The sequence below is a fragment of the Actinoplanes sp. NPDC049599 genome (assembly GCF_044465625.1).
In the GTDB taxonomy this organism is placed as follows: domain Bacteria; phylum Actinomycetota; class Actinomycetes; order Mycobacteriales; family Micromonosporaceae; genus Actinoplanes.
In genome coordinates, this window is the sequence record NZ_JBITLX010000033.1 from 23,865 (window position 1) to 45,646 (window position 21,782).

The 21,782-nt window shown below is 73.0% G+C and carries 21 protein-coding genes; 7 read left to right on the forward strand and 14 right to left on the reverse strand.

From position 1 onward, the window contains the following. The first annotated feature begins 473 nt into the window (after window positions 1-473). From ACIBQZ_RS37050 to ACIBQZ_RS37070, 5 genes are all read left to right on the forward strand, one after another. Window positions 474-614: a hypothetical protein gene (locus ACIBQZ_RS37050; protein ID WP_396093561.1), complete on the forward strand. Its 141-nt coding sequence runs from the start codon at window positions 474-476 to the stop codon at window positions 612-614. A 694-nt stretch (window positions 615-1,308) separates the two neighbouring features. Beyond that, complete coding sequence (pheS, locus tag ACIBQZ_RS37055; protein ID WP_396093562.1) at window positions 1,309-2,370, forward strand: phenylalanine--tRNA ligase subunit alpha; 1,062 nt, start codon at window positions 1,309-1,311, stop codon at window positions 2,368-2,370. Window positions 2,371-2,372: 2 nt separating this feature from the next. Next, window positions 2,373-4,850: a phenylalanine--tRNA ligase subunit beta gene (pheT, locus tag ACIBQZ_RS37060; protein ID WP_396093563.1), complete on the forward strand. Its 2,478-nt coding sequence runs from the start codon at window positions 2,373-2,375 to the stop codon at window positions 4,848-4,850. A 118-nt stretch (window positions 4,851-4,968) separates the two neighbouring features. Next, window positions 4,969-5,619, forward strand: coding sequence for an alpha/beta hydrolase (locus tag ACIBQZ_RS37065; RefSeq protein WP_396093565.1), 651 nt, complete (start codon window positions 4,969-4,971; stop codon window positions 5,617-5,619). Further along, window positions 5,616-6,398 (forward strand): class I SAM-dependent methyltransferase, encoded by a 783-nt coding sequence (locus ACIBQZ_RS37070; RefSeq protein WP_396093566.1) that lies wholly within the window; start codon window positions 5,616-5,618, stop codon window positions 6,396-6,398. Before ACIBQZ_RS37065 ends, ACIBQZ_RS37070 begins: the two co-directional genes overlap by 4 nt. A 9-nt stretch (window positions 6,399-6,407) precedes the next feature. On the opposite strand, the gene ACIBQZ_RS37075 is transcribed toward ACIBQZ_RS37070, so the two are convergent. Next, a complete protein-coding gene (locus tag ACIBQZ_RS37075; protein ID WP_396093567.1) occupies window positions 6,408-7,139 on the reverse strand; it encodes a dienelactone hydrolase family protein in 732 nt (243 codons plus the stop codon). 148 nt (window positions 7,140-7,287) lie between these two features. Here ACIBQZ_RS37075 and ACIBQZ_RS37080 point away from each other — a divergent pair, with 148 nt between their 5' ends. Further along, window positions 7,288-10,467, forward strand: a complete 3,180-nt coding sequence (locus ACIBQZ_RS37080) for a LamG-like jellyroll fold domain-containing protein (RefSeq protein ID WP_396093568.1) — start codon at window positions 7,288-7,290, stop codon at window positions 10,465-10,467. 51 nt (window positions 10,468-10,518) lie between these two features. Here the strand turns inward: ACIBQZ_RS37080 and ACIBQZ_RS37085 are convergent, their stop codons facing one another. From ACIBQZ_RS37085 to ACIBQZ_RS37135, 11 genes are all read right to left on the reverse strand, one after another. After that, complete coding sequence (locus ACIBQZ_RS37085; RefSeq protein WP_396093570.1) at window positions 10,519-11,271, reverse strand: SDR family oxidoreductase; 753 nt, start codon at window positions 11,269-11,271, stop codon at window positions 10,519-10,521. Window positions 11,272-11,338: 67 nt separating this feature from the next. After that, complete coding sequence (locus ACIBQZ_RS37090) at window positions 11,339-11,635, reverse strand: putative quinol monooxygenase (protein ID WP_396093571.1); 297 nt, start codon at window positions 11,633-11,635, stop codon at window positions 11,339-11,341. Window positions 11,636-11,706: 71 nt separating this feature from the next. Continuing rightward, window positions 11,707-13,113, reverse strand: a complete 1,407-nt coding sequence (locus ACIBQZ_RS37095; protein ID WP_396093572.1) for a M20/M25/M40 family metallo-hydrolase — start codon at window positions 13,111-13,113, stop codon at window positions 11,707-11,709. Window positions 13,114-13,177: 64 nt separating this feature from the next. After that, on the reverse strand, window positions 13,178-13,426 hold the full coding sequence (locus tag ACIBQZ_RS37100; protein WP_396093573.1) for a hypothetical protein: 249 nt from the start codon (window positions 13,424-13,426) through the stop codon (window positions 13,178-13,180). A 73-nt stretch (window positions 13,427-13,499) separates the two neighbouring features. After that, window positions 13,500-14,435: a serine hydrolase gene (locus ACIBQZ_RS37105; protein ID WP_396093574.1), complete on the reverse strand. Its 936-nt coding sequence runs from the start codon at window positions 14,433-14,435 to the stop codon at window positions 13,500-13,502. Between the two features lie 123 nt (window positions 14,436-14,558). Further along, window positions 14,559-15,203, reverse strand: a complete 645-nt coding sequence (locus ACIBQZ_RS37110) for a response regulator (protein WP_396093575.1) — start codon at window positions 15,201-15,203, stop codon at window positions 14,559-14,561. A 25-nt stretch (window positions 15,204-15,228) separates the two neighbouring features. Continuing rightward, window positions 15,229-16,470 (reverse strand): sensor histidine kinase, encoded by a 1,242-nt coding sequence (locus ACIBQZ_RS37115; protein ID WP_396093576.1) that lies wholly within the window; start codon window positions 16,468-16,470, stop codon window positions 15,229-15,231. Then, a complete protein-coding gene (locus tag ACIBQZ_RS37120) occupies window positions 16,467-17,786 on the reverse strand; it encodes an FtsX-like permease family protein (RefSeq protein ID WP_396093577.1) in 1,320 nt (439 codons plus the stop codon). Before ACIBQZ_RS37120 ends, ACIBQZ_RS37115 begins: the two co-directional genes overlap by 4 nt. Continuing rightward, the gene (locus tag ACIBQZ_RS37125) at window positions 17,783-18,505 is read right to left on the reverse strand and encodes an ABC transporter ATP-binding protein (protein ID WP_396093578.1); all 723 of its coding nucleotides are present in this window, start codon (window positions 18,503-18,505) and stop codon (window positions 17,783-17,785) included. Before ACIBQZ_RS37125 ends, ACIBQZ_RS37120 begins: the two co-directional genes overlap by 4 nt. A gap of 85 nt (window positions 18,506-18,590) precedes the next feature. Then, entirely contained in the window at window positions 18,591-19,175 is a 585-nt protein-coding gene (locus ACIBQZ_RS37130) for a hypothetical protein (protein WP_396093579.1), read from the reverse strand. A 47-nt stretch (window positions 19,176-19,222) separates the two neighbouring features. Continuing rightward, window positions 19,223-19,888: a vancomycin high temperature exclusion protein gene (locus ACIBQZ_RS37135; protein WP_396093580.1), complete on the reverse strand. Its 666-nt coding sequence runs from the start codon at window positions 19,886-19,888 to the stop codon at window positions 19,223-19,225. A 51-nt stretch (window positions 19,889-19,939) separates the two neighbouring features. Between ACIBQZ_RS37135 and ACIBQZ_RS37140 the strand changes: the two genes are divergently transcribed. After that, window positions 19,940-20,659, forward strand: a complete 720-nt coding sequence (locus ACIBQZ_RS37140) for a GNAT family N-acetyltransferase (RefSeq protein WP_396093581.1) — start codon at window positions 19,940-19,942, stop codon at window positions 20,657-20,659. Here ACIBQZ_RS37140 and ACIBQZ_RS37145 read toward each other — a convergent pair. Together ACIBQZ_RS37145 and ACIBQZ_RS37150 are read right to left on the reverse strand one after the other, a co-directional pair. Beyond that, entirely contained in the window at window positions 20,652-21,503 is an 852-nt protein-coding gene (locus ACIBQZ_RS37145) for an NAD-dependent epimerase/dehydratase family protein (RefSeq protein WP_396093582.1), read from the reverse strand. The genes ACIBQZ_RS37140 and ACIBQZ_RS37145 overlap by 8 nt on opposite strands. A 1-nt stretch (window position 21,504) precedes the next feature. Beyond that, a complete protein-coding gene (locus ACIBQZ_RS37150; protein WP_396093583.1) occupies window positions 21,505-21,747 on the reverse strand; it encodes a hypothetical protein in 243 nt (80 codons plus the stop codon). Window positions 21,748-21,782: the final 35 nt, after the last annotated feature.

Below are 21,782 nucleotides of genomic sequence, written 5' to 3' on the forward strand. Positions count from 1 at the left end.
CTCGGCGGTTGCTTTGGTTTGCGCTTGGCGGCGGCGTGGGGCTCGGCGGTTGCTTTGGTTTGCGCTTGGCGGCGGCGTGGGGCTCGGCGGTTGCTTTGGTTTGCGCTTGGCGGCGGCGTGGGGCTCGGCGGTTGCTTCGGTTTGCGCTTGGCGGCAGCGTTGGCTCGGCGGCAGCGTTGGCTCGGCAGCGGCGGCGGCAGCGTTGGCTCGGCAGCGGCGGCGGCGGCGTTGGCTCGGGCTCGGGGTGGCTTCGACCCGGGCTGCCGAATCACCAACGCCCTGGCGCTGCTGCTGCATCCTCCCTCGGTCACCGCGACTGTGAAGAATGCCGGCGCCGGCCGGAGGCCAGCAACATCCCGGCTGGCGGGTGGCTAACGCCCAAATTGCCGGTTATTGCAGCGCCTGCCCGTTGTGGACGCCTGCCATCGTCGTCTGTCACCGCTTGGTGATCGCGCCGATCAACTGTTACCGCCTTGGTGATCGCGCTGATCGACTGTTACTGCCTTGATGATCGCGCCGATCAACTGTCACCGCTTGGTGATCGCGCTGATCGACTGTCCGTCTTCGTGGCCGCGCTGATCGACGAGCGACCGGCTCGCCCAGGCGGCAAATAGCCCATACCGCCCTCACTGCCCTCCCCGGTGGGGCTGCTCTCGATCGCTCGACTTTCGCCACTTCTGGATCACGGCCTGCCGTGGCCCAGCGCGTTGCCGGGCTCATCCGGTATGCGGGATTTGACCCCTGGAAGGCGGAGGCTGAGGGGTTCATATCAGGAGGAAAGGGGCGTGACTAATGGACCTTGTTGCGTTGTGGTTCGGCTGGATCGTGTTAGCTCACCAAGATCTGCAGGGAGGCTGCCGATGTGGCCGCGACGGCACTGAATGACGAAGTCGAGTGACCAGAAGTCAACAACGTCCACTAACCGCGGGCGACGAATCGCTCATATCGCTCCTCGTTGCCTGGTCGGTGCTTCTTGTGCTGCGGTCTTGGAGCGGCGAAGTCGGGAGGGCTGACCTCCGGCGGGCCAAGGTTTGAGCCGCCGCACCGCACGCGGTGATGACCGCAAGGCGACAAGCTATGCAATCGGCGGGACGGTCAGTGCCATGCAACCACGCACGACAATCCGGATTTGATCCCGAGAACGAAGCGGTATGCTCGTGTCATGCGCCGAGTGATCGTGTTTATGCAGCCCGCTGGTCGCGGGCGCTGACACTCACGCGCGAACTTCCCTGACCGGCGGGCTGCGGCCCAGCCGTGCCTCCGTACACTGCCCGATGGCTCATCCGGTGTGAGGGAGTTCGCCCGACCATGTCCTACCGCAACGATCCGTACGATCCGAAGCAGGCCGTCCTGCTCGCCCCCGAGGCTCTCGAGGCCGCCGTCGCCGAGGCCGAGCGGGCCTTCGCCGGCGCGACCGATCTCGACGCGCTCGGCACGCTCAAGTCCGCCCATCTCGGCGACCGCTCGCCGGTGTCGCTGGCCCGGCGCGAGATCGGCTCGCTGCCGCCGCATGCCAAGTCGGAGGCCGGCAAGCGGGTCAACGTGGCCCGGCAGGCCGTCCAGGGTGCGTTCGACGCGCGGCTGGCCGAGCTGGAGCTCGAACGGGCCGCCCGGGTGCTGGTGGAGGAGCGCGTTGACGTCTCCCTGCCGTGGGACCGGGCCCCGCGCGGCGCCCGGCATCCGCTGACCACGCTGATGGAGCACATGAGCGACCTGTTCGTCGGCATGGGCTACGCCGTCGTCGACGGTCCCGAGCTGGAGCTGGAGTGGGCGAACTTCGACGCGCTCAACATCGGCCCGGACCACCCGGCCCGCGGGCTGATGGACACGTTCTACGTGGACCTGCCCGGCCTGGTCATGCGCACCCACACGTCGCCCGGCCAGGTGCGGACCATGCTGGCCCAGCAGCCGCCGATCGCGGTGGTCTGCCCGGGGCGGGTCTACCGCACCGACGACCTGGACGCCACGCACAGCCCGGTGTTCCACCAGATCGAGGGGCTCGTCGTCGACGAGGGCATCACCATGGCCCACCTCAAGGGCACCCTCGACCACTTCGCCCGGGCGATGTTCGGCCCGGACGCGCGCACCCGGTGGCGGCCGCACTACTTCCCGTTCACCGAGCCGTCCGCCGAGTTCGACGTGTGGTTCGCCCAGCACCGCGACGGCCCGCGCTGGGTCGAGTGGGGTGGCTGCGGCATGGTCAACCCGCGGGTGCTGACGGCCTGCGGCATCGACCCCGAACGGTACTCGGGGTTCGCCTTCGGCATGGGTGTCGAGCGCACGCTGATGTTCCGCAACGGGGTCAGCGACATGCACGACATGGTGGAGGGTGACGTCCGGTTCACCCGCAACTTCGGTATGGCGGTCTGATCATGAAGCTGTCCCTGTCCTGGCTCCGCGAGTACGTGGAGCTGCCGGCCGCGCTCGCCGCCGACGACCTCGAACGCAAGCTGGTCGACCTGGGCATCGAGGTCGAGTCGATCGTCGACCAGGCCGCCACGGTCTCCGGCGACCTGGTCGTCGGCCGGGTGCTGGAGATCGAGGAGCTGACCGGTTTCAAGAAGCCGATCCGCTTCACCCGGGTCGACGTCGGCCGGCCGGCCCCGCAGGAGATCGTCTGCGGTGCCCGCAACTTCTCCGTCGGCGACCTCGTCGTGGTCATCCTGCCGGGCGGCGAGCTGCCGGGTGGGTTCAAGATCGGCGCCCGCAAGACGTACGGGCACAACTCCAACGGCATGATCTGCTCCGCCGCCGAGCTGGGCCTCAGCGGCGACCACTCGGGCATCATCGTGCTGCCGGAGAACTCCGCCGTGCCCGGCACGGACGCGCGGCCGATCGTCGGGCTCGACGACGTGGTGCTGGACCTGGAGATCACCCCGGACCGCGGTTACCAGATGAGCCTGCGCGGCGTGGCCCGGGAGCTGTCGCACGCGTACGAGGCGGCGTACACCGACCCGGGTGCCGTGCCGGCGCCGGGTGCGACCGGCGAGCCGCCGTACCCGGTGCGCCTGGACGACACGATCGGCTGTGACCGCTTCTCCGCGCGCGTGGTCCGGGGCATCAACCCGGCCGCGCCGTCGCCGGAGTGGATGCAGCGCCGGCTGCTCACCGCCGGGGTGCGGACCATCTCGCTGGCCGTCGACATCACCAACTACGTGATGCTCGAGATGGGCCAGCCGATGCACGTGTTCGACCTGAACCTGCTGCGCGGCGGCCTGGTCGTGCGCCGCGCCCGGGCCGGGGAGAAGCTGACCACCCTGGACGGTGTCGCGCGGGTGCTCGACGCCGAGGACATGGTGATCTGCGACGACTCCGGGCCGATCTCGCTGGCCGCGGTCATGGGCGGCGAGACCAGCGAGGTGCAGCCGGACACGGTGGACGTGCTGCTGGAGGCCGCCCACTGGGACCCGGTGATGGTCGGGCGCACGGCCCGCCGGCACAAGCTGTTCAGCGAGGCGGCGAAGCGCTGGGAGCGCGGCGTCGACCCGCGGCTGACGCTGGCCGCGCTGGACCGGGCGGTCGCGCTGCTGACCGAGCACGCCGGCGGCGAGGTCGACGAGCGCGTCCTCGACCTCGACCACGTCGTGGCCCCGGCCCCGGTGCTGCTGGACACCACGCTGGCCACCCGGCGGATCGGCTTGGCCTACGACGCCGAGCAGGTGACCGCGCTGCTGAGCCAGCTCGGCTGCACGGTCCGCGGCGTCGAGCCGCTCGAGGTCACCCCGCCGTCCTGGCGCCCGGACCTGGTGGCGCCGGTCGACCTGGTCGAGGAGGTGGCCCGGCTCGGCGGCTACGACGCCATCCCGAGCATCCTGCCGCCGATCCACGGTGGTGCGATGCTCGCCCCGGCGCAGCAGCGCCGCCGCATGATCGGGCGGGCGCTGGCGGAGAACGGCTACGTCGAGGTGCTGTCGTACCCGTTCGTCGCGCCCGGCTCGGCGGACGCGCTCGGCCTGCCCGTGGACGACCCGCGGCGCAGCGCGGTGCGGCTGACCAACCCGCTGTCGGAGCAGGAGCCGCTGCTGCGCACCTCGCTGCTGGCGTCGCTGGCCGGCACGCTCAAGCGCAACGTGGGCCGCGGCGAGCGGGACCTGGCGCTCTTCGAGGCCGGCACGGTCTTCCTGCCGCACCTGACGGCGGTCGCGCCGCCGGTGCTCGGGGTCGACCACGGTCCGTCCGACGAGGATTGGACGGCCGCGAACGCCATCGTGCCCGAGCAGCCGTGGCACCTGGCCGCGGTGCTGACCGGCGAGGCCGCTCCGGCCGGCTGGTGGGGCGCGGGCCGCCCCGCGACCTGGTCGGACGCCATCGAGGCGGCGCGCATCGCGCTCGCCGCGGCGGGCATCACCAAGAACCGGATCACGGTACGGGCAGCCGAACACGCGCCGTGGCACCCGGGCCGGTGCGCGGCGATCGCGGTCGACGGCACGGTCCTCGGCCACGCGGGCGAACTGCACCCGGGCGTGATCTCGGCGCTGGAACTGCCGAAGCGCACCTGCGCGATGGAGCTGAACCTGGACGCCATCCCGCCGGCCCCGGTGACCCAGGCGGTGCTGATCTCCACGTTCCCGCCGGCGCTGATCGACGTGGCGCTGGTGGTGGCCGAGACGGTGCCGGCGGCCGAGGTTGAGGCGGCGTTGACCGAGGGAGCGGGCCCGCTCCTGGAGTCGGTCCGGCTCTTCGACGTGTACGCCTCGGAGCAGGTGGGCGCGGGCCTGAAGAGCCTGGCGTACAAGCTGACCTTCCGCGCCCCGGACCGCACCCTGACGGTCGAGGAAGCGGTGGCGGCCCGCGACACGGCGGTGGCGCTGGCGTCGTCGCGGGTGGGCGCGACCCTCCGCGGCGCCTGAGCAACCCCGGACGGTCGGGACCTCCCACGGGGGTCCCGGCCGTTCCCCGTTCCCGCGGAGGTTGTCGTACCCCGGGCGTAACGTCTCGACCGGAATTCGCGCGGCGGGAGGGGGCCCGGTGGCCACGTTCGTTTTTGTCCATGGTGCCGGTGATGTCGGCTGGTACTGGCATCTGGTGGAGGCCGAGCTGCGGGCCCGGGGGCACGACACCGTCGCGCCGGACCTGCCCTGCGAGGATGACACGGCCGGCCTGCCCGAGTATGCGGACGCCGTGGCCGCCGCCGTCGGTGACCGGACCGGTCTGGTCGTCGTCGCGCAGTCCTCCGGCGGTTTTGTCGCTCCGCTCGTCTGTGAGCGGGTGGCGGTTGACCTGCTCGTGCTGGTCGCGCCCATGATTCCCGCGCCGGGTGAGGCGCCCGCCGACTACTGGGAGCGCACCGGGCTCGGTGACGAGGTGCGCGCCGGCTTCGACGACACGATCGCCCTGTTCTATCAGGACGTCCCGGCGGAGCTGGCCGCCGAGGCGGTGCGCCGGGGACGGGGTCAGTCCGAGGCCCGGATGGCGGAACCGGTGCCGTTCCGGGCCTGGCCGGCGGTGCCCACGCGGGTTCTGATCGCCCGCGACGACCGGCTGTTCCCGGTCGGCTTTCTCCGGCGGGTCGCCCGGGAGCGGCTGGGCATCACCCCCGACGAGATCGACGGCGGGCACACGCCCGCGCTGAGCCGCCCGCGAGAGCTGGCCGACCGGCTGGAGGCGTACGCGTCGTGACGGGACTCGCCGCGGGTTACGACGCCGAACTCCGGCGGCACAACGAGCTGCTGCGCCGGGCGGCCGGGGTGCGGCCGGACGACCACGTGCTCGACATCGGCTGCGGCACCGGGCAGACGACCCGGCAGGCCGCGCGGGCGGCCACGGCCGGCAGTGCGCTCGGGGTCGACGTCTCGGCGCCCGCGATCACCCGGGCCCGCGAGCTGGCCCGCGCGGACGGGCTGCACAACGTCACCTTCGAGCAGGGCGACGTGCAGGTGCACCCGTTTCCGCCCGAGTGCTTCGATCTGGCGATCAGCCGGTTCGGCACGATGTTCTTCGCCGATCCGGTGGCCGCGTTCGGCGCCGTCGGGCGGGCGCTGCGTCCCGCCGGGCGGCTGGTGATGGTGGTCTGGCAGGCGGCCGAGCGCAACGAGTGGGCCGTTGCCATCCGCCGGGCTCTCGACGCCGAGGGGCCGGTGGCCGGTGCTGCCGCGGGTCCGGATCCGTTCACGCTCGCCGACCCGTCGACCGTACGCGAGATCCTGCACGCGGCCGGCTTCTCCGGGGTCGCCTTCGACGACGTCCGGGAGCCGGTCTACTACGGCGCGGACGTGAACGCCGCCCTCGCCTGGGTGCGTGGCTTCACGCGTACCGCCGAGGTTTTGCAGAGGTTGGAGCCCGCGGCCGCGGCGCGCGTGGAGGAGCGGTTGCGCCGGGCGCTCGCGGAGCGCCTGCGCGACGACGGGGTCTGGTTCACCTCCCGCGCCTGGATCGTCAGCGCCCGGAGGCCGGGCTGACGGCCCTGCTCACCTGGCGGTGAGGAAGGAGACTGCCGCGGTGAGCGCCAGGTCGGTGAGCACCGGGTCGTGCCGGGCGCCGACGTCCCGCATGAACGCGTGCTCACCGCCGGCGTACACGTGCAGTTCGAGGTCGTCCAGGCCGGCGGTGTACAGGGTGGACAGGATCCGCAGCCGGGCGTCGGCGGGCACGTGCGGGTCCTGCGACCCGAAGACCACCATCAGCCGCCCGCGGATGTCGGCGGCCCGGGCCAGCGAGTCGGCCTCGTCGGCGCCCAGCGCGCCGTTGTGCAGCCCGGTCGGGTAGAAGCACACGGTGGCCGCGACCCGCGGATCGAGCGCGGCCCGGAAGGCGAGGTGGCCGCCGATGCAGAAGCCGGTCGCGAACAGCGTCGTGACGTCGGGCCGCCGCGCCAGGAAATCCAGCACCGCGACGCGATCCTCGTCGAACTGCACGGTCGAGGTGCCGGCCGCGCCGGCCAGGCCGGCCTGCTTGCCGGCGTCGTCGAACTCCAGCACCACCCCGGCCAGCTCGGTGCGCGGATAGATCTCCGGTACGCAGACGACAAAGCCGGCCGAGGCCAGGCGCCGCGCGGTCCGCAACGTCGACTCGGTGAGCTGGAAGATGTCGGTGTAGAGCAGCACACCCGGCCAGGGTCCGGCGCCGGCCGGGCTGATCACGATCGACCGGATCTCGTAGCCCGACGCCGGAACCCGGACCTCGTCCTCACGCAGCTTCATGCCGAGTGACCTTACTGGCGTCGGGCCGCCGCCCACGCTGACCGGGCCGGGGAGCGGAAATGTCCGGACCTGTTTCTTTCTGTTGACATTGGACATGCCCATGCGTGAATGTGGTCGCAACGCGTCGTTGATCGAAAGGAAACACTCGATGCCACGATCGCCCCTGCGACCCTTCCTCGTCGCCGTCCTGCTGGTCCTCTCCGTCCTCGTGGCACCCGCCGGTGCCGCCTCCGCCCGAGCCCCTGAAGCAGCGGCCGCCGTGCACGGTCTCAAGGGTGAGTACTTCCGGATGTCGGCGCCCGGCGCCCGCGACTTCGCCGAGCTCGGCGGCATCGTGCTCGACCCGAACATCGACCTGGCCGGCCTGGTCGGCACGTTCGAGTCGCTGACCGGGCGCACCGAGCACACGACCGCCCGGTGGACCGGCAAGATCACGGCGCCGGCCACCGGCGACTACACGTTCTCCATGATCGGCGACAACGGGTTCCGCTTCCTGCTCGACGAGCGGCCGGTGATCGACCACTGGGTCGGTGACTGGGACGTCGAGCAGACCAGCGCGCCCGTGCACCTGGTCGCCGGCGAGGCGCACACCGTGCGCATCGAGCTGTTCCAGGACGTCGGCGGCGCGAACCTGTTCCTGCGCTGGGCCGGCGCCGGGCTGGACAAGCAGATCGTGCCGGAGTCGGCGTTCACCCCGCCGGACGGCTTCCAGGTCTTCCCGGTCGCCCTCACCATCGGCCCGGACGGCAGGACGCTCGTCGCGGACTTCGACGCCACGGTGGACACCCTCGCGCAGGTCGCCGAGCACCTCGTCGTCGAGGTCGACACCACCCCGTTCCCGGTCGGGTCGGCGCGGATCGACCGCCGCGACCGCTCGAAGGTCGTGGTCACGCTCGCCGAGGCCGTGCAGCAGGACCAGCGGGTCCGGGTCAACTACGACGGCACCGGCGGCCTGGTCGTCGGCGGCGAGGTGGTCCCGCAGGTCATCCGGAGCGCGGCCAACTCCTCCACGCACCGGCTGACCACCCCGTGGGGCGACCGGCTGGACCGCAGGCACCCGCTGCCGGAGTACCCGCGGCCGCAACTGGTCCGCGAGGACTGGCTCAACCTGAACGGGCCGTGGGAGTTCGCCGGCGCCGAGGCGGGGGAGCAGCCGGTCTTCGGCGCGGCGCTCGGTGAGCGGATCATCGTGCCGTTCCCGGTCGAGTCGCTGCTGTCCGGCATCGAACGGCGCGAGGACCACATGTTCTACCGCAGGCTGGTCAGCGTGCCGAGGGACTGGCGGCACCAGCGGATCAAGCTGAACTTCGGCGCCGTCGACTACCAGGCGAAGGTCTGGGTGAACGGCAAGCTGGTCACCGAGCACACCGGCGGCTACACGGCCTTCACCGCCGACATCACCGACGCGCTGCGCGGCAGCGGGCCGCAGGAGATCATCGTCGGGGTCACCGACGTGACCGGCCCGAACCAGCCGAAGGGCAAGCAGTCGCTGAACCCGGGCGGCATCGTCTACGAGCCGACCTCCGGCATCTGGCAGACCGTCTGGCTGGAGCCGGTCGCCCCGGTCTCGATCGACCAGGTCGTCACGACGCCGACGCTCAGCTCGGTGACCGTGCGGGTCGCCTCGGCCACCACGGCAAACGGCAAGGTGACCGCCACCGCGCTCGACCGGAAGGGCCGCAAGGTCGGGTCGGTGACCGGCGCGGCCAACACCCCGTTGACGCTCACGGTCGCCCGTCCGCATCTGTGGAGCCCGGACGACCCGTACCTCTACGACCTGGACGTCAAGCTCGGCAAGGACACCGTCCGCAGCTACTTCGGCCTGCGCCAGGTCGAGGTGAAGAACGTCGGCGGCTTCCCGAAGCTCGTCCTCAACGGCAAGCCGATCTTCTCACTGGCCACCCTGGACCAGGGTTTCTGGCCGGACGGCCTGTACACCCCGCCCAGCGACGCGGCGCTCAGGTTCGACCTGGTGGAGACCAAGAAGCTCGGCTTCAACGCGGTCCGCAAGCACATCAAGGTGGAGCCGGCGCGCTTCTACCGGCACGCCGACGAACTCGGCCTGCTGGTCTGGCAGGACTTCGTCTCGGCCGACATCAACAGCACGGCCGGTCAGGAGGCGTTCCTCACCCAGGGCCGCGAGATGATGCAGCAGCTGCACAGCTTCCCGTCGATCATCGGCTGGATCGTCTTCAACGAGGGCTGGGGCGAGTGGGACCGAGCCGCCACCGGTCGCATCGCCGACGAGGTCAAGGCGCTCGACCCGTCCCGCATCCTCAACGCGCACAGCGGGGTGAACTGCTGCGCCTCCAAGGGTGACTCCGGCAAGGGTGACGTGATCGACCACCACGACTACGTCAACAACGACCCGCCGTACCCGGACGCCACCCGCATCGCGATGGACGGCGAGCACGGCGGCTTCACCCTGCGCACCCCCGGGCACATGTGGCCCGGCCCGCCGGCGGTCATCTACAGCGGCGTCGCCGACAAGGCCGCGCTGACCGCCAAGTACGTCGACAACACCGAACGGTTCTATGTGGAGGCCGCCGGGGCGGAGCTGTCCGGCTCGGTCTACACCCAGATCACCGACCTGGAGAACGAGCTCAACGGCCTCTGGACCTACGACCGGCGGGAGATCAAGGTCAACCCCGCGGCGGTACGGGCGGTCAACGCCAAGGTCATCACGGCCGGGGCGAACGCCGCCACCGACGCGACGTTCCCCGGCCGGGGCGACTGGAACCTGGACGAGGGCACCGGCACCGTGGCCCACGACAGCAGCGGCAGCGGCGCCGACCTGACCCTGGTGGGCGACACCGCCTGGGCGGACTCGGCCCTGAGGTTCGACGGCGACGGTGACTCCGCGGACACCGCAGCCCCGGTCCTGGACACCACCAAGGACTACACGGTCGCGGCGTGGGTGACGCTCGACAAGCTGCCCGGCAACTACGCCACGGTGGTCAGCCAGGACGGCCGCGCCCGGGAGAACCCGTTCTACCTGCAGTACGGCCAGGGCGCCTTCGCCTTCAGCACCCCCGGCGGCAACCGGGCGCGGCTGGCGGTCACGCCCGAGCTGAACCGCTGGTACCACCTGGTCGGCGTGCGTGACCATGCCGGCGGCGAGGTGCGGCTGTACGTCGACGGACAGCGGGTAGCCGCGGTCCCGGCCGGCCCGGACGTGGTGAGCACCGGCCCGCTGTCGGTCGGCCGCGCGAAGTACGCGGGCAACCGGACCGACTACTGGTCGGGCTCGATCGACCAGGTCCACGCGTACAACCGGAGCCTGAGCAACGACGAGGTCGCGGCGCTGTACGCGGCCGGCACCCGCTGATCAGGCGCGCCACCGAGGCCCACCCCGCGGCGACGCGGGGTGGGCCTGCGCTCAGTCGATGGTGTGGCCGCCGTTGACCGTCACGCGTTCGCCGGTGACGAAGCGGGAGGCGTCACTCGCCACGAACGCCACCACGTCCGCGATGTCCTCCGGTCGGCCCAGCCGGCCCAGCGGCACGTCGCGGACGTAGCCCGCGCTGTCCTCCTCGGTCACCACCCCGTGCCGTTCCACCGGGATCCAGCCCGGCGCCACCACGTTCACTGTGATGCCGTAGCGGCCCAGCTCGCGGGCCCAGGTGCGGGCCAGCCCGAGCTGGGCGCCCTTGGCCGCGTTGTAGGCCGAGGCGCCGGGCAGGGCGCGCTCGAACGAGTCCGAGCCGATGTGGATGAAGCGGCCCGTGCCCAGCTCGCGCATGCCCGGCAGCACCGCGGTCAGCAGCAGCGTGGGGCTCTTCACGAAGAACGTCAGCTGGTTGAGGTGGTCCTGCCAGGTGACCTCGGCGGCCGGGGCGAGCGGTTGCGGGCCGGTGGCGTTGGCCACCACCACCTGCACCGGGCCCAGCTCGGCGGCGACCGCGGCGACCAGCGCCGGCACCTCGGCCTCGGCGGTGACGTCCGCGCCGAACGCGGCTGCCCGGCCGCCCTCGGCCAGGATGTCCGCCACCACCTTCTCCGCGCCCGGCCGGTCGGAGCGGTAGTTCACCGCGACGGGCCAGCCGTCGGCCGCGAGGCGCCGGGCGATCTGCGCGCCCAGCCCGCGGGAGGCGCCGGTGACCAGGGCGCTGCCGGAGATCGTCAACGTCATTCTCCTGTCGTGCCGTCGAGCTGTTCCCGGACCGCGTCGGCGTGCCGGGCGGCCTCGTTGAAGTCGCTCACCCCAGGCCGCCCGCGATGGTCAGCTCCTGCCCGGTGAACTCGCCGGTCAGCATCGGCATCGCCCGGGCGATGGCGGCCTTGGTCTCCGGCATTTGCAGCGAGGCGTCGTGCCGTTCCTTGCTCTCCCAGACCTCGTTGACCCAGATCAGGTCCGGCTCGGCGGGCGACACGCCGACCAGGTAGACCCGGCAGCCCACCGCGCGCAGGCCGTCGACGCCGTCGAGCAGGATCCGCACCACGTCGTCGCGGTGCCCGGCCTGGGTGCGCATGGTGGCCAGATAGCCGTACGACATGGTTCCTCCTGGTCCCGGGGCGTGGTGCTGCCCCGGCGACACTACGCCGTGCGGCTGCCCGGCGGTGTGACTCAGCTCGCCGGTCGGGGCGCCGCGACCGGGCTGCGGTGGCCGTCGCGGTCCACGGCCCGGACCCCGAAGAAGACGTTGTCCTTCGACAGGTCGATCGTCACCGCGGTCACGTCGCCCACCGCCAGCACGTTCGTCCAGTCCGGTGCGGTCGTCTCGCGCCAGACCACCTCGTAGCCGGCCAGGTCGGCGCTGGTGCCGCGCTGCCAGCGCAGGGTGGTCTCGTTGGTCAGCCGGGTGGTGTCGATCACCACGCCGGTCGGGGTGCCCGGCGCCTGGGCCAGCGACCACAGCGCCGCCGCGTTCACCCGGGCCACCCGGGCGATGTAGGCGAAGTCGCAGAACTCGACCAGGTCGCCGTACTGGACGCCGTTCTCGACGCGGACGTTCTGGTGCTCGTGCGCGAAGTTCTCCCGGGGCTCGGTGAAGCGCGCCGCCGGGTAGCCGCGCAGCAGGAACGAGATGTGGTCGCTGCCACGCAGGTAGCGGTCACGGCGCCAGACCACGCGGACCTTCATGCCGGTCTGCGGGTTCTCCGCCACGTCGTGGACGAACCGGCCCAGCTGGCGGGACGGGCCGTCGTTCTCGCCGCCGACGGACCTGCGGACGTTGGCCTCGGCGGTCGTCTCGGCGGTGGGCACACCCTCGACGAACAGCCGTACCGTGCGCGGGTCCGCGGCGGTGCCGTCGTGCGCGTCGCCGGTGCCGACGATGTCGTTGCTGAACATCGCCTGCACGTCGGCGCCCGCGTCGCGGAACTGCTGGGCCAGGTGGTCGGAGCCGTACAGGCCCTGCTCCTCGGCGGCGACGGCGGCGAACACCACGGTGGCCTCGGTGTGCCGGGTCGCCATCACCCGGGCCAGCTCCATGATCGCCGCCACCCCGGACGCGTCGTCGTCGGCGCCGGGCGCGTCGCTGGTCGCGTCCAGCACGTCGCTGGCCCGCGAGTCGTAGTGGGCGGTGACCACGTACACCCGGTCGGGGTCGGTGTCGCCGCGCAGCGTGGCCACCACGTTGGTGACCCGGGTCGGCACCGGGATGCGCGAGGAGACCGGCTGGATGAACGACTGCAGCTCGACGGTCAGCCGGCCGCCCGAGGCCGCCGCGTACGTGCTGAGCTGCTCGAAGATCCAGTCCCGGGCCGCGCCGATGCCGCGCGCCGGGTCGTCCTGGGCGGAGAGCGTGTGCCGGGTGCCGAACGCGGCGAGCCGGGTGACGATTGCGCCGATCCGGTTCGGGTCGATCTCGCGCAGCAGCGCCCGCAGCTGCCGGTCGGGTGCCTGCCGGTGCAGGCCGTGCCCGGCGGCCTGGGCCGCGCGCACGCCGAGGACGGGGGTCGCCGCGACGGCCGCGGAGGCCGACAGGAACGCGCGCCGCGACGAGATGGGCTTTTCGCGTTGATCCGTCATACCCCTGCATGCTTGTCCACACCGGACGAGATGTCCATGCCCATCGATGTCGGATGTCGACGGGCTACGCCGGTCTCCGGTTCACCGCCTCGCCGCGCGCGGCGAAGAAGTCGCGGGTGCGGACGATCAGCGCGTCCAGCTCGGCACCGGACAGGTCGCCGAGGTCGCGGGCGAGCACCATGCCCTGCGCCGGGGTGGTGACCCGCAGGGCCGGGCCGTCCCAGGCGGCGGCCCAGTTGTCCGGCATCCGGTCGGCGACCGTGCCGCGGACCTGCTCGTCGTGCAGGGCCAGGAGCTCCGCAGAAGAGATCATCGCGGCGCATTGTCGCGGTGCCGGTGCCGGCGGACAACGGGGGCCACGGCACGCCGTGGCCCCCCGGGCGGGCTCAGCCGCCGCTGACCGGGTGGAACGGCTTCGGCAGGGTGCGCGGCACCGCCGAGCGGGCCTTGGCCGTCGCCGGGACCGCCGGCAGGTTGTCCAGCATGACCCGGCCGATCTTGGCGTGCGCCTCGACCGCCGGGTGGGTCGCGCCGTAGTTCTCCGGGTCGCCCAGCCCTTCGGCGAACATCGCGTACGTCAGCAGCGGCACCCCGTCCGTGCTGAACATGATGCCGGCCTCGTGCCGGGACTCGCCCAGGTCGTTGAAGTCGGCGCCGTACTTCGTCGCGATGCGTTCGCGCTCCTTGGACGACATCACCCGGCGGACGCCGTCGTGGTAGCCGTTCACCCAGCGGGTGATGCTCAGCAGGAAGTCGCAGGACTCCGGCTTCAGCAGCGTCTTGGTGGCCAGCCGCCACAGCAGGTCGTGCATCTCGCGGGGCGTGGTCGTGCCGAGGTAGAAGCGGTTCGGGTTCGCCACCGGGATGACCCGGGTGTGCACGAAGCCCTTGGCCGCCAGGATCTCGTTGATCTCCAGGGCCGGCACCAGCCGGCCGCACATCCGCACCGCGGTGTTGTCCGAGACCAGCAGCATCGCGGTCAGGAAGTTCGCCACGGTGATCTCGTCGCCCCACACCCGGTGCAGGTGGTAGATGCCCGAGCCGCCCAGGATGATGTCGGCCTGCAGATCCAGCTTGGTGCCCAGGGTGAGCTGCCCCCGGTCGATCTTGTCCATGACCGCGGTCGCCACGGCCAGCTTCTGCACGCTGTAGCCGAAGGTGACGTGATCGGCGTCGTCCTCGACGATCGGGGTGATCGCGCCGGTGCCGTCCACCGCCGCGATGTGGGTGTGCCAGAGGCCGCCCACCTTGGCCTTCTCACGCCGGTAGACCTTGGCGATGGTCGCCGGGCCGGGCGCCGCGGCCTGGGCGGGGCTGCTCACGCCGACTCCAGCGACCGCGGCGGCGGCGCCGAGACCGAGTGCCGAACGGCGGGACATGCTGGTTGACATCGTTCTCCCTTTATGGACGGGCAAATAGGCGTGGGCAAGGTACACCATGCCCGCTCATGACCGGAGAAATCGCAGCACGGCCAGCACCCGGCGGTGGTCGGTGCGGGCCGGCGGCAGGTCGAGCTTGGTGAAGATCGCGGTGACGTGCTTCTCGACGCTGCGTTCCACCAGGTGCAGCGCCTCCGCGATGGCCACGTTGGAGCGTCCCTCGGCGAGCAGCCCGAGGATCTCGCGCTCCCGGTCGCTGAGCCGGGCCAGCCCGGCGTCGACCGCGGGCGCGGCGAGCAGCTGCCGGACCACCTCGGGATCCAGCGCGGTGCCGCCGTCCGCGACCCGGCGCAACGCGCCGACGAACTCGCCGGTGCTGACGATCCGGTCCTTGAGCAGGTAACCGACGCGGCCCGCCTGCTCCGAGAGCAGCTGCCGCGCGTAACTGGTCTCGACCCATTGGGAGAAGACCAGAACCCCGACCCCCGGGTACGCCGACCGGATCGTCAACGCCGCCCGCAGCCCCTCGTCGGTGAACGTGGGCGGCATCCGCACGTCCACGACGGCGGCGTCGGGCGGGTCGGCGGCGACCGCGGCCAGCAGCCCGGCGGCGTCCGGGACCGCGGCGGTCACCTCGATGCCGTGCTCGCCGAGCAGCAGCGTGATGCCGTCGCGCAGCAGCGGGTTGTCCTCGGCGATGGCCACGCGCACTGTCAGCCTCCGATCGCTTGATCAATCACGGGAGCCGTCCGGCCCGTTCGGGCAGCACCATGGTGACGGTCGTCGGGCCGCCTGCGGGGGAGTCGACGCTCAGCGAGCCGTCCAGCGCGGCCGCCCGCCGGGTCAGCCCGGCCAGCCCGGTGCCCGACGGCCCGGAACCGGGCGGGCCGGCCGTCGCGCCCCCGCGGCCGTTGTCGGTCACCGCCAGGCGCAGGCCGTCGTCCACGGTACGCAGGTCGATGCGCACCCGGGTGGCGCCCGCGTGCCGGGCGACGTTGGTCAGCAGCTCCGCCACCGCGAAGTACAGCGCCGAGGCGGTCGCGTCCGGCGGCCGGCCACGCAGCGCCACGGTCACCTCGGCGGGCACCGCACTGCGTGCCGCCAGCGTGGTCAGCGCGACCTCCAGGCCGTCGTCCAACGCCGGCGGGTGCATGCCGCGGACGATGTCGCGCAGCTCGGCCAGTGCCTCGGTGACCGTGCCGCGGGCGTCGGCGGCGAGTGCGCGTACCGGTTCCTGGTCGCTGCGGCTCTCGATCCGGGACAGGGTCAGGCCGAGCGCGACCAGCCGGGCCTGCGTACCGTCGTGCAGGTCGCGTTCGACGCGGCGGAGCAGCGCCGCGGCGTCCGACTGCAGGGCCGCCCGGCCCGCCTCCAGCTCCGCGATGCGCCGCTGGGACCGGCTCGGGTGCAGCAGGCCCCGGACGAGGAGCCGGTCCAGCAGCACGATCAGGCGCAGCCACCAGGGCGTCGCGAGCAGCAGCGCTACCCCCTGCAGCGCGACCCACCAGGTGTCGGCCCAGGTGTCGCCGTCGAACGCGGGGAAGTCCCAGGGCAGCAGCCACCACAGTGGATAGGTGAGGCCGAGCGGCGCGAGCACCACGCAGATCAGGCCCGGGTACGCCCCGGCCAGCATCAGCGGCCAGTGGGCCAGGCAGTAGGCCAGCGCGCGCCACGCGGTGGGGTCGCCGGGCAGCGCCCGGACCCGGCCCCAGAAGGTGCGGGCGGGCAGCGGCGGCGGGTCGGCCCAGTCCCAGCCCAGCAGCCGCCGGGCCGGCCCGCGGAACCAGCCCGGGGCGAGCCGGGCCAGGGCCAGCACCCCGACCAGCAGCGGCAGCCCGACGGTCAGCACCGAGGCCGCGGCGGCCACGACCCCGACCAGCGCCAGCACGAAGGCCGGCAGGCCGACGAACACGCCGGAGACCAGGTAGGCCAGCTCCCGCCAGACCCGCCCGGTCAGCCACGCCCGCAGCACGATCACCCGACCACCTCGATCGGCGGGCGGCGCATCGCCAGCGCGGCCGGCAGCGCGGTCCCGGCCAGCACCAGGCCCGCCGTGCCGAGCACCCCGGTGACCACCCAGCCCACCGGCACCCACGGCGTCCAGGTGCCCAGCGCCGTGTGCAGCATCGGCAGCGTTGTCGTCGCGGCCACCGCCGCGCCGACCACCAGGGCGGTACCGGTCACCAGCAGAGCCTCGCAGATCACGACGGCCAGCGCGCGCCGCCGGGTGGCCCCGGCGAGCTGGATGACCGCCAGGTCCCGGCGCCGGGACAGGACGACGGTGACCAGCGTGTTGACGGCCGCCACCGCCGCGAACGCGACGTAGATCGCCGTACCGGAATATTCCAGCCACCGGTCGGCCGCCGGCGGCGCGGCGCCGGTCCGGTGCTCGGCGGTCTTCAGGATGATCACCTTGATGGCGGTGAACGCGACGGCCAGGGTGAGCGGCACCAGCGCCCCGGAGAGCGCCTTCGCCCGCACGCCGATGGTGTCGCCGGCCAGCCGGCCGGTGTCGCCGAACGCCCGCCCGGCCAGCGCGGCCACCCGGAGCAGGGCCGGACCGAGCAGGCCGGCGCCCACGCACAGCGCGAGCATGACGAACAGCGCCAGCGCGTCGGCGGTCGCCGCGTCCAGGCCGGCGATGGACACCGAGAGCCCGGTGCCGCCGGCGACCAGGACCAGCCCGGCGATCGTGCGGACCCCGCCGATCCGCCGCCGGGGCGCGCCCGCCTCGGCCAGCGCCGCGGCGGGCCGCATGCGGGAGGGGCGGATCGCGGCGAGCAGGGCGCCCGCCAGCGAGGTGCCGACGGTGACGGCCAGCGCGATCGGCAGGGCGGCCGGGTGCCCGTGGTAGGTCACGGCGGCCGGGGCGAGGTCGTGGGTGACGACGCCGTGGATCCAGGCCCGGCCGCCGAGGCCGCCCAGCGGCACCCCGAGCAGCGTCGCGGGCACGGCGACGAGCGCGGCCTGCGCGGCCACCGCGCGCCGGACCCGGCCCGGGGTGGCGCCGATCGCGCGGACCAGCGCGAGGTCGCGGGCCTGCTGGGCGACGGTGGCGGCCATCGTGACGCCGACGATGATGATCGACAGGTAGACCGCCACCAGCACGAAGATGACCGCCATGTCGGCGAGGCCGCTGTCGGTCAGCGCGCGCCGGGCGGCGGCGTCCAGCGGGGCCCGGCCGAGCGAGGTGGTGATCCCCAGCCCGGCCGCGACCAGCGCGGCGGCCAGCAGCTGGGTGGAGAACGGCCCGAGGAACGCCCACGGGTTGCCGCGCAACGCCTGCCGGATCACGCCGGCACCGCCGTGGAGACGGCGTGCAGGCGGTCGGCGATGACCGGGGCGGCCGGGGTGGCCGCGTCCCCGGCGACGGTGCCCGCGCGCAGCAGCACCAGCCGGTCGCTCCAGGCCGCCGCCACCGGGTCGTGCGTCACCATCAGCACGGTCACCCCGTCCCGGTCGGCCGCCTCGCGCAGCAGCCGCAGGATCTGCCCGCCGGTGGTCGGGTCGAGCGCGCCGGTCGGCTCGTCGGCGAAGATCACCGCGGGCCGGGTGACGAGCGCCCGGGCGATCGCCACCCGCTGGCGTTGCCCGCCGGAGAGCTCACCCACCGGCCGCGGACCGGCGCCGGCGAGCCCGACCGACGCCAGCACCTGCTCGAGGTCGCGGGTCCGAGGGGCGCCGAGCCGGCCGGGCAGCGCCACGTTCTGCCGTACGGTCAGCTCGGAGAGCAGGTTGTAGGACTGGAAGACGAAGCCCACCCGGTCGCGCCGCCAGCGGGTGAGCGGCCGTTCCCGCAGCCGGCTGATCTCCCGGCCGGCCAGCCGCACCGAGCCGGAGCTGGGCCGGTCCAGCCCGGCCGCGCAGTGCAGCAGCGTGCTCTTGCCCGAGCCGGTCGCGCCCATGACGGCGACGAACTCGCCGCCGCGCACCGACAGCGACACCTGCCGCAGGGCGACGATCCCCCGGGCGAAGACGCGTGAGACGTCGTGGAGTTCCAGCGCTGATTCCATCCGGTCAGCCTGCTCGGCGCCGCCGCCGCTGACATCGGTGCCAGCCGGTGTCCGGTGGTGCGGCCAGCCGCACCACCGCGCCCGGTCAGGGCAGGAACTGCTGCTCGATCTTCGTCACCTTGCCCTGCTTGACGGTGAACCAGAACAGCGTGCTGCCGAGCTGGTCGCCGAAGTGCTTGCCGAGGTCGGCCGCGGCGAGCGTGGTGTCCGCCTCCGGGCCGTCGTCGCCGACCACCTTGACCTCGACGGCGGAGGCGAGCGTCAGCTTCCGCACCTTGGTGTTGTCGTTGACGATGAAGTAGTCGTTGTCCGGCGTGTCCTGCTCGGAGTCCGGGTACTTCTTCTGCCAGGCCTTGGCGGCGGCGTCGCCGGTGAGGAACTCCACCAGGTCCATGGAGACGGTGCCGGCGCCGGTGTCCTTGACGAAGCCGGGCCACCGCCCGTCGTCCAGCACGGCCGCCGGCTTCGGCGCCTTCGTCGCGGTGGCGGCCGGCGTGCCGGTCGCGTCGGGCGCCGGGCCGTCGCCGAACTGGGCGGTGGAGCCGGGCGCGGTCGCCGGCGCGGCGCCGTTCTTGTCCTGGGACGACGTCTGCGAGCAGGCGGTGGCGAGGGTGAGCACGGAGACCGCGAGGCCGGTGGCGGCGAGCAGTCGGGGCAGGCGTGACGGCATGAGCAGAACATTGCACACCGGTGCCACCGGGCCCGCCCCGGGCCGGATCAGCCGTGCAGCGCCACCTCGACGCCGGGCTCCAGCGGGCCGAGGAAGACCGGGTCGCGGCCGGAGAGCACGTCGCCGAGCGCCTTGACCACGGCGCCGCGCTCGCGGATCACGCTGTTGCGCCACGGCTCCCGGTAGATCCGCACGGTGTCGTCGCCGACCCCGGTGGCGGTGACGCCCAGCCGCCGGCACAAGGCCACCGCGCGGTCGATGTGATAGCTCTGGGTCACCACGATGGCCTCGCTCACCCCGAACACCGCGCGGGCCCGGGCGCACGAGTCGTACGTGTCGAAGCCCGCGTGGTCCAGCACGATCCGCTGGCTGGGCACCCCACGGTCGACCAGCCACTGGAACATCGCGCCCGGCTCGTTGTAGCCCCAGTCCATGTGGTCGCCGGAGACCAGGATGGCCCGTACCTTGCCGGCGGCGAGCAGCCGGCGGGCGATCTCCAGCCGCGCCGCCAGGAACGGCGACGGGTTGCCGTCGGGATACACCTCGGCGCCGAGCACCAGGGCGACCGGGGCCGCGGGCACGGCGGCCTCGGCGTAGACGTGGCCGTGGGCGGCGGCGCGGACCCAGAGGTCGCCGGCCGCCATGGCGAGGACCACGGCCGCCAGGCAGAGTGCGCCGGACACCACGGAACGCCGGAACCAGACCTTGACCACCCGGTCACCATGTCAGCCGAGGTCAACCCCCGTCGCGCAGCATAGTCGGTGATGATCACCTTGGACCGCATCACCGAAGCCGACGATCCGTTGCTGCTCTGGGCCGCGCAGGACATGCGTACCGGCGCCCGGGCCTGGGCGCACGGCGACGCCGCCGCCGTCGCCTGCCGGGACGTCTCCCGCCGCGACCGGCTGGCGCTGCGCGGCAGCCCGGACGACGTCGCCGAGCTGCTGCGGCGGATCCGGCCGCAGGTCCTGGACCTCAACCCGGTCGCGGACGCGGCCCTGATCGACGCGCTCGTCGCGCGGCTCGACGGGTTCGCGCCGGTGGCCCGGTTCGGCTGGATGGACACGACCGGACCGGCGCCCGCCCCGCCCGCGACGCCAGCACCGCCGCACTGGCTGAGCGAGGCCGAGATTCCCGAGGTCAGCGCGCTGCTGAAGGCCGAGCACCCGGGCTCGTGGGCGAAACCCGGTTACTCCGGCGTGCGGCGCTGGGCCGGGCTGCGCGACGCCGGCGGGACGCTGCTCGCCGTGGGCGCCGAGGCTTGGTCCGTACCGGAGATCGGTTTTGTCGCCGGGGTGGCGACCCGGGCGAGCGCCCGGGGCCGCGGCCTGGGCCGCGCGCTCTGCGCCTTCCTCACCGCGGAGCTGATCCGGGACCGGAGCCGGGTCGCGCTGCTGGTCGACAACGCCAACGTCGCGGCGATCCGGACCTACCGGAAACTCGGCTTCCGGCTGCGGCCGCTGGCCGCGGCCCGGTTCAGCTAGGCCGCGGCGCGTCGCGCCAGCTGTGCTCCGGCTCGTAGCCCAGGACCCGGCGGGCCTTGTCGATCGACAGCAGCGTCTCGTGCTCCCCGAGCTCCTTGGTCACCGGTACGCCGGGAAACACCTCCGCCGCCAGCGAGGCACTGGAGCGGCTCATCACGGTGTCGGCGTTGGCGATCACGAACACGTCGGCGCCCGGCGTGTCGTACGCCAGCGCCTTACGCACCGCCTGCGCCCCGTCGCGGGCGTCGATGTAGCCCCATAGGTTCCAGCTGCGGCTGCGCGGGTCCGCGTCGAAGGACGGGAACTCGGCGTAGTCCTCCGGGTCCATCACGTTGGAGAACCGCAGCCCGATCATCTTCAGCTCCGGGTTCCACCGGCAGAACTGCGCGGCCATCGTCTCCTCGAGGTGCTTGACCAGCGAGTACGTCGACTCGGGCCGGGCCGGGTAGGCCTCGTCGACCGGGATGTACGGCGGCGGCGTGGTGAACGGCAACCCGAGCACGGTCTCGCTGGACGCCCACACCACGTTGGTGATCCCGGCCAGCCGCGCGGCGGAGAACACGTGGTAGCTGGCGGTGATGTTGTTCTGGAAGGTCGCCGCGTTCGGCAGCAGCCCGGGCGCCGGGATCGCCGCCAGGTGCACCACCGCGTCGATCTTGTCGTAGCGGTCGTCGATGGCGGTGAGCGCCTCGACGGTCTGCCCGTAGTCGGTGAGGTCGATCCTGAGGGCGGGCCGCGGCGCCGCGACGTCGAGGTTGACCACCTCGTTGCCGTGCGCGGCCAGGTCCGCGATCACCGCCCGTCCCAGCTTGCCACTTCCGCCGGTCACCGCGATCCGGGTCATCTCAGTCCTCTCCGCCGGAGCCGGCTGAGCAGCTCCCGCGCTCGGTCATCGTAGCCACGCCGGCGGCCCGCAGCAGGCGGTGCAGCTTCGCGGCGCGGGCCGGGTGGCGGTGCGCCACCCAGGCGACCCGGCCGGCCAGGTGCGCCGCGAAGTCGGCGTGGCCGTCCCGGTTCGAGGCGGCCAGCCCGTGCCGGCCGACGTCGGGCAGCACCGCCCGTAGCGCGTCGTAGTCCTCGCGCGGCACGGCCGGGCGGTGGTTGACCACCAGCCCGGTCAGCC

Excerpts from the sequence above, each read along its gene's own strand:
- pheS (WP_396093562.1), top strand. The coding sequence starts at position 1,309 with ATGTCCTACCGCAACGATCCGTACGATCCGAAGCAGGCCGTCCTGCTC.
- pheT (WP_396093563.1), top strand. The coding sequence starts at position 2,373 with ATGAAGCTGTCCCTGTCCTGGCTCCGCGAGTACGTGGAGCTGCCGGCC.
- ACIBQZ_RS37075 (WP_396093567.1), bottom strand. The coding sequence starts at position 7,139 with ATGAAGCTGCGTGAGGACGAGGTCCGGGTTCCGGCGTCGGGCTACGAG.
- ACIBQZ_RS37080 (WP_396093568.1), top strand. The coding sequence starts at position 7,288 with ATGCCACGATCGCCCCTGCGACCCTTCCTCGTCGCCGTCCTGCTGGTC.
- ACIBQZ_RS37085 (WP_396093570.1), bottom strand. The coding sequence starts at position 11,271 with ATGACGTTGACGATCTCCGGCAGCGCCCTGGTCACCGGCGCCTCCCGC.
- ACIBQZ_RS37090 (WP_396093571.1), bottom strand. The coding sequence starts at position 11,635 with ATGTCGTACGGCTATCTGGCCACCATGCGCACCCAGGCCGGGCACCGC.
- ACIBQZ_RS37095 (WP_396093572.1), bottom strand. The coding sequence starts at position 13,113 with ATGACGGATCAACGCGAAAAGCCCATCTCGTCGCGGCGCGCGTTCCTG.
- ACIBQZ_RS37100 (WP_396093573.1), bottom strand. The coding sequence starts at position 13,426 with ATGATCTCTTCTGCGGAGCTCCTGGCCCTGCACGACGAGCAGGTCCGC.
- ACIBQZ_RS37125 (WP_396093578.1), bottom strand. The coding sequence starts at position 18,505 with ATGGAATCAGCGCTGGAACTCCACGACGTCTCACGCGTCTTCGCCCGG.
- ACIBQZ_RS37130 (WP_396093579.1), bottom strand. The coding sequence starts at position 19,175 with ATGCCGTCACGCCTGCCCCGACTGCTCGCCGCCACCGGCCTCGCGGTC.
- ACIBQZ_RS37140 (WP_396093581.1), top strand. The coding sequence starts at position 19,940 with ATGATCACCTTGGACCGCATCACCGAAGCCGACGATCCGTTGCTGCTC.
- ACIBQZ_RS37145 (WP_396093582.1), bottom strand. The coding sequence starts at position 21,503 with ATGACCCGGATCGCGGTGACCGGCGGAAGTGGCAAGCTGGGACGGGCG.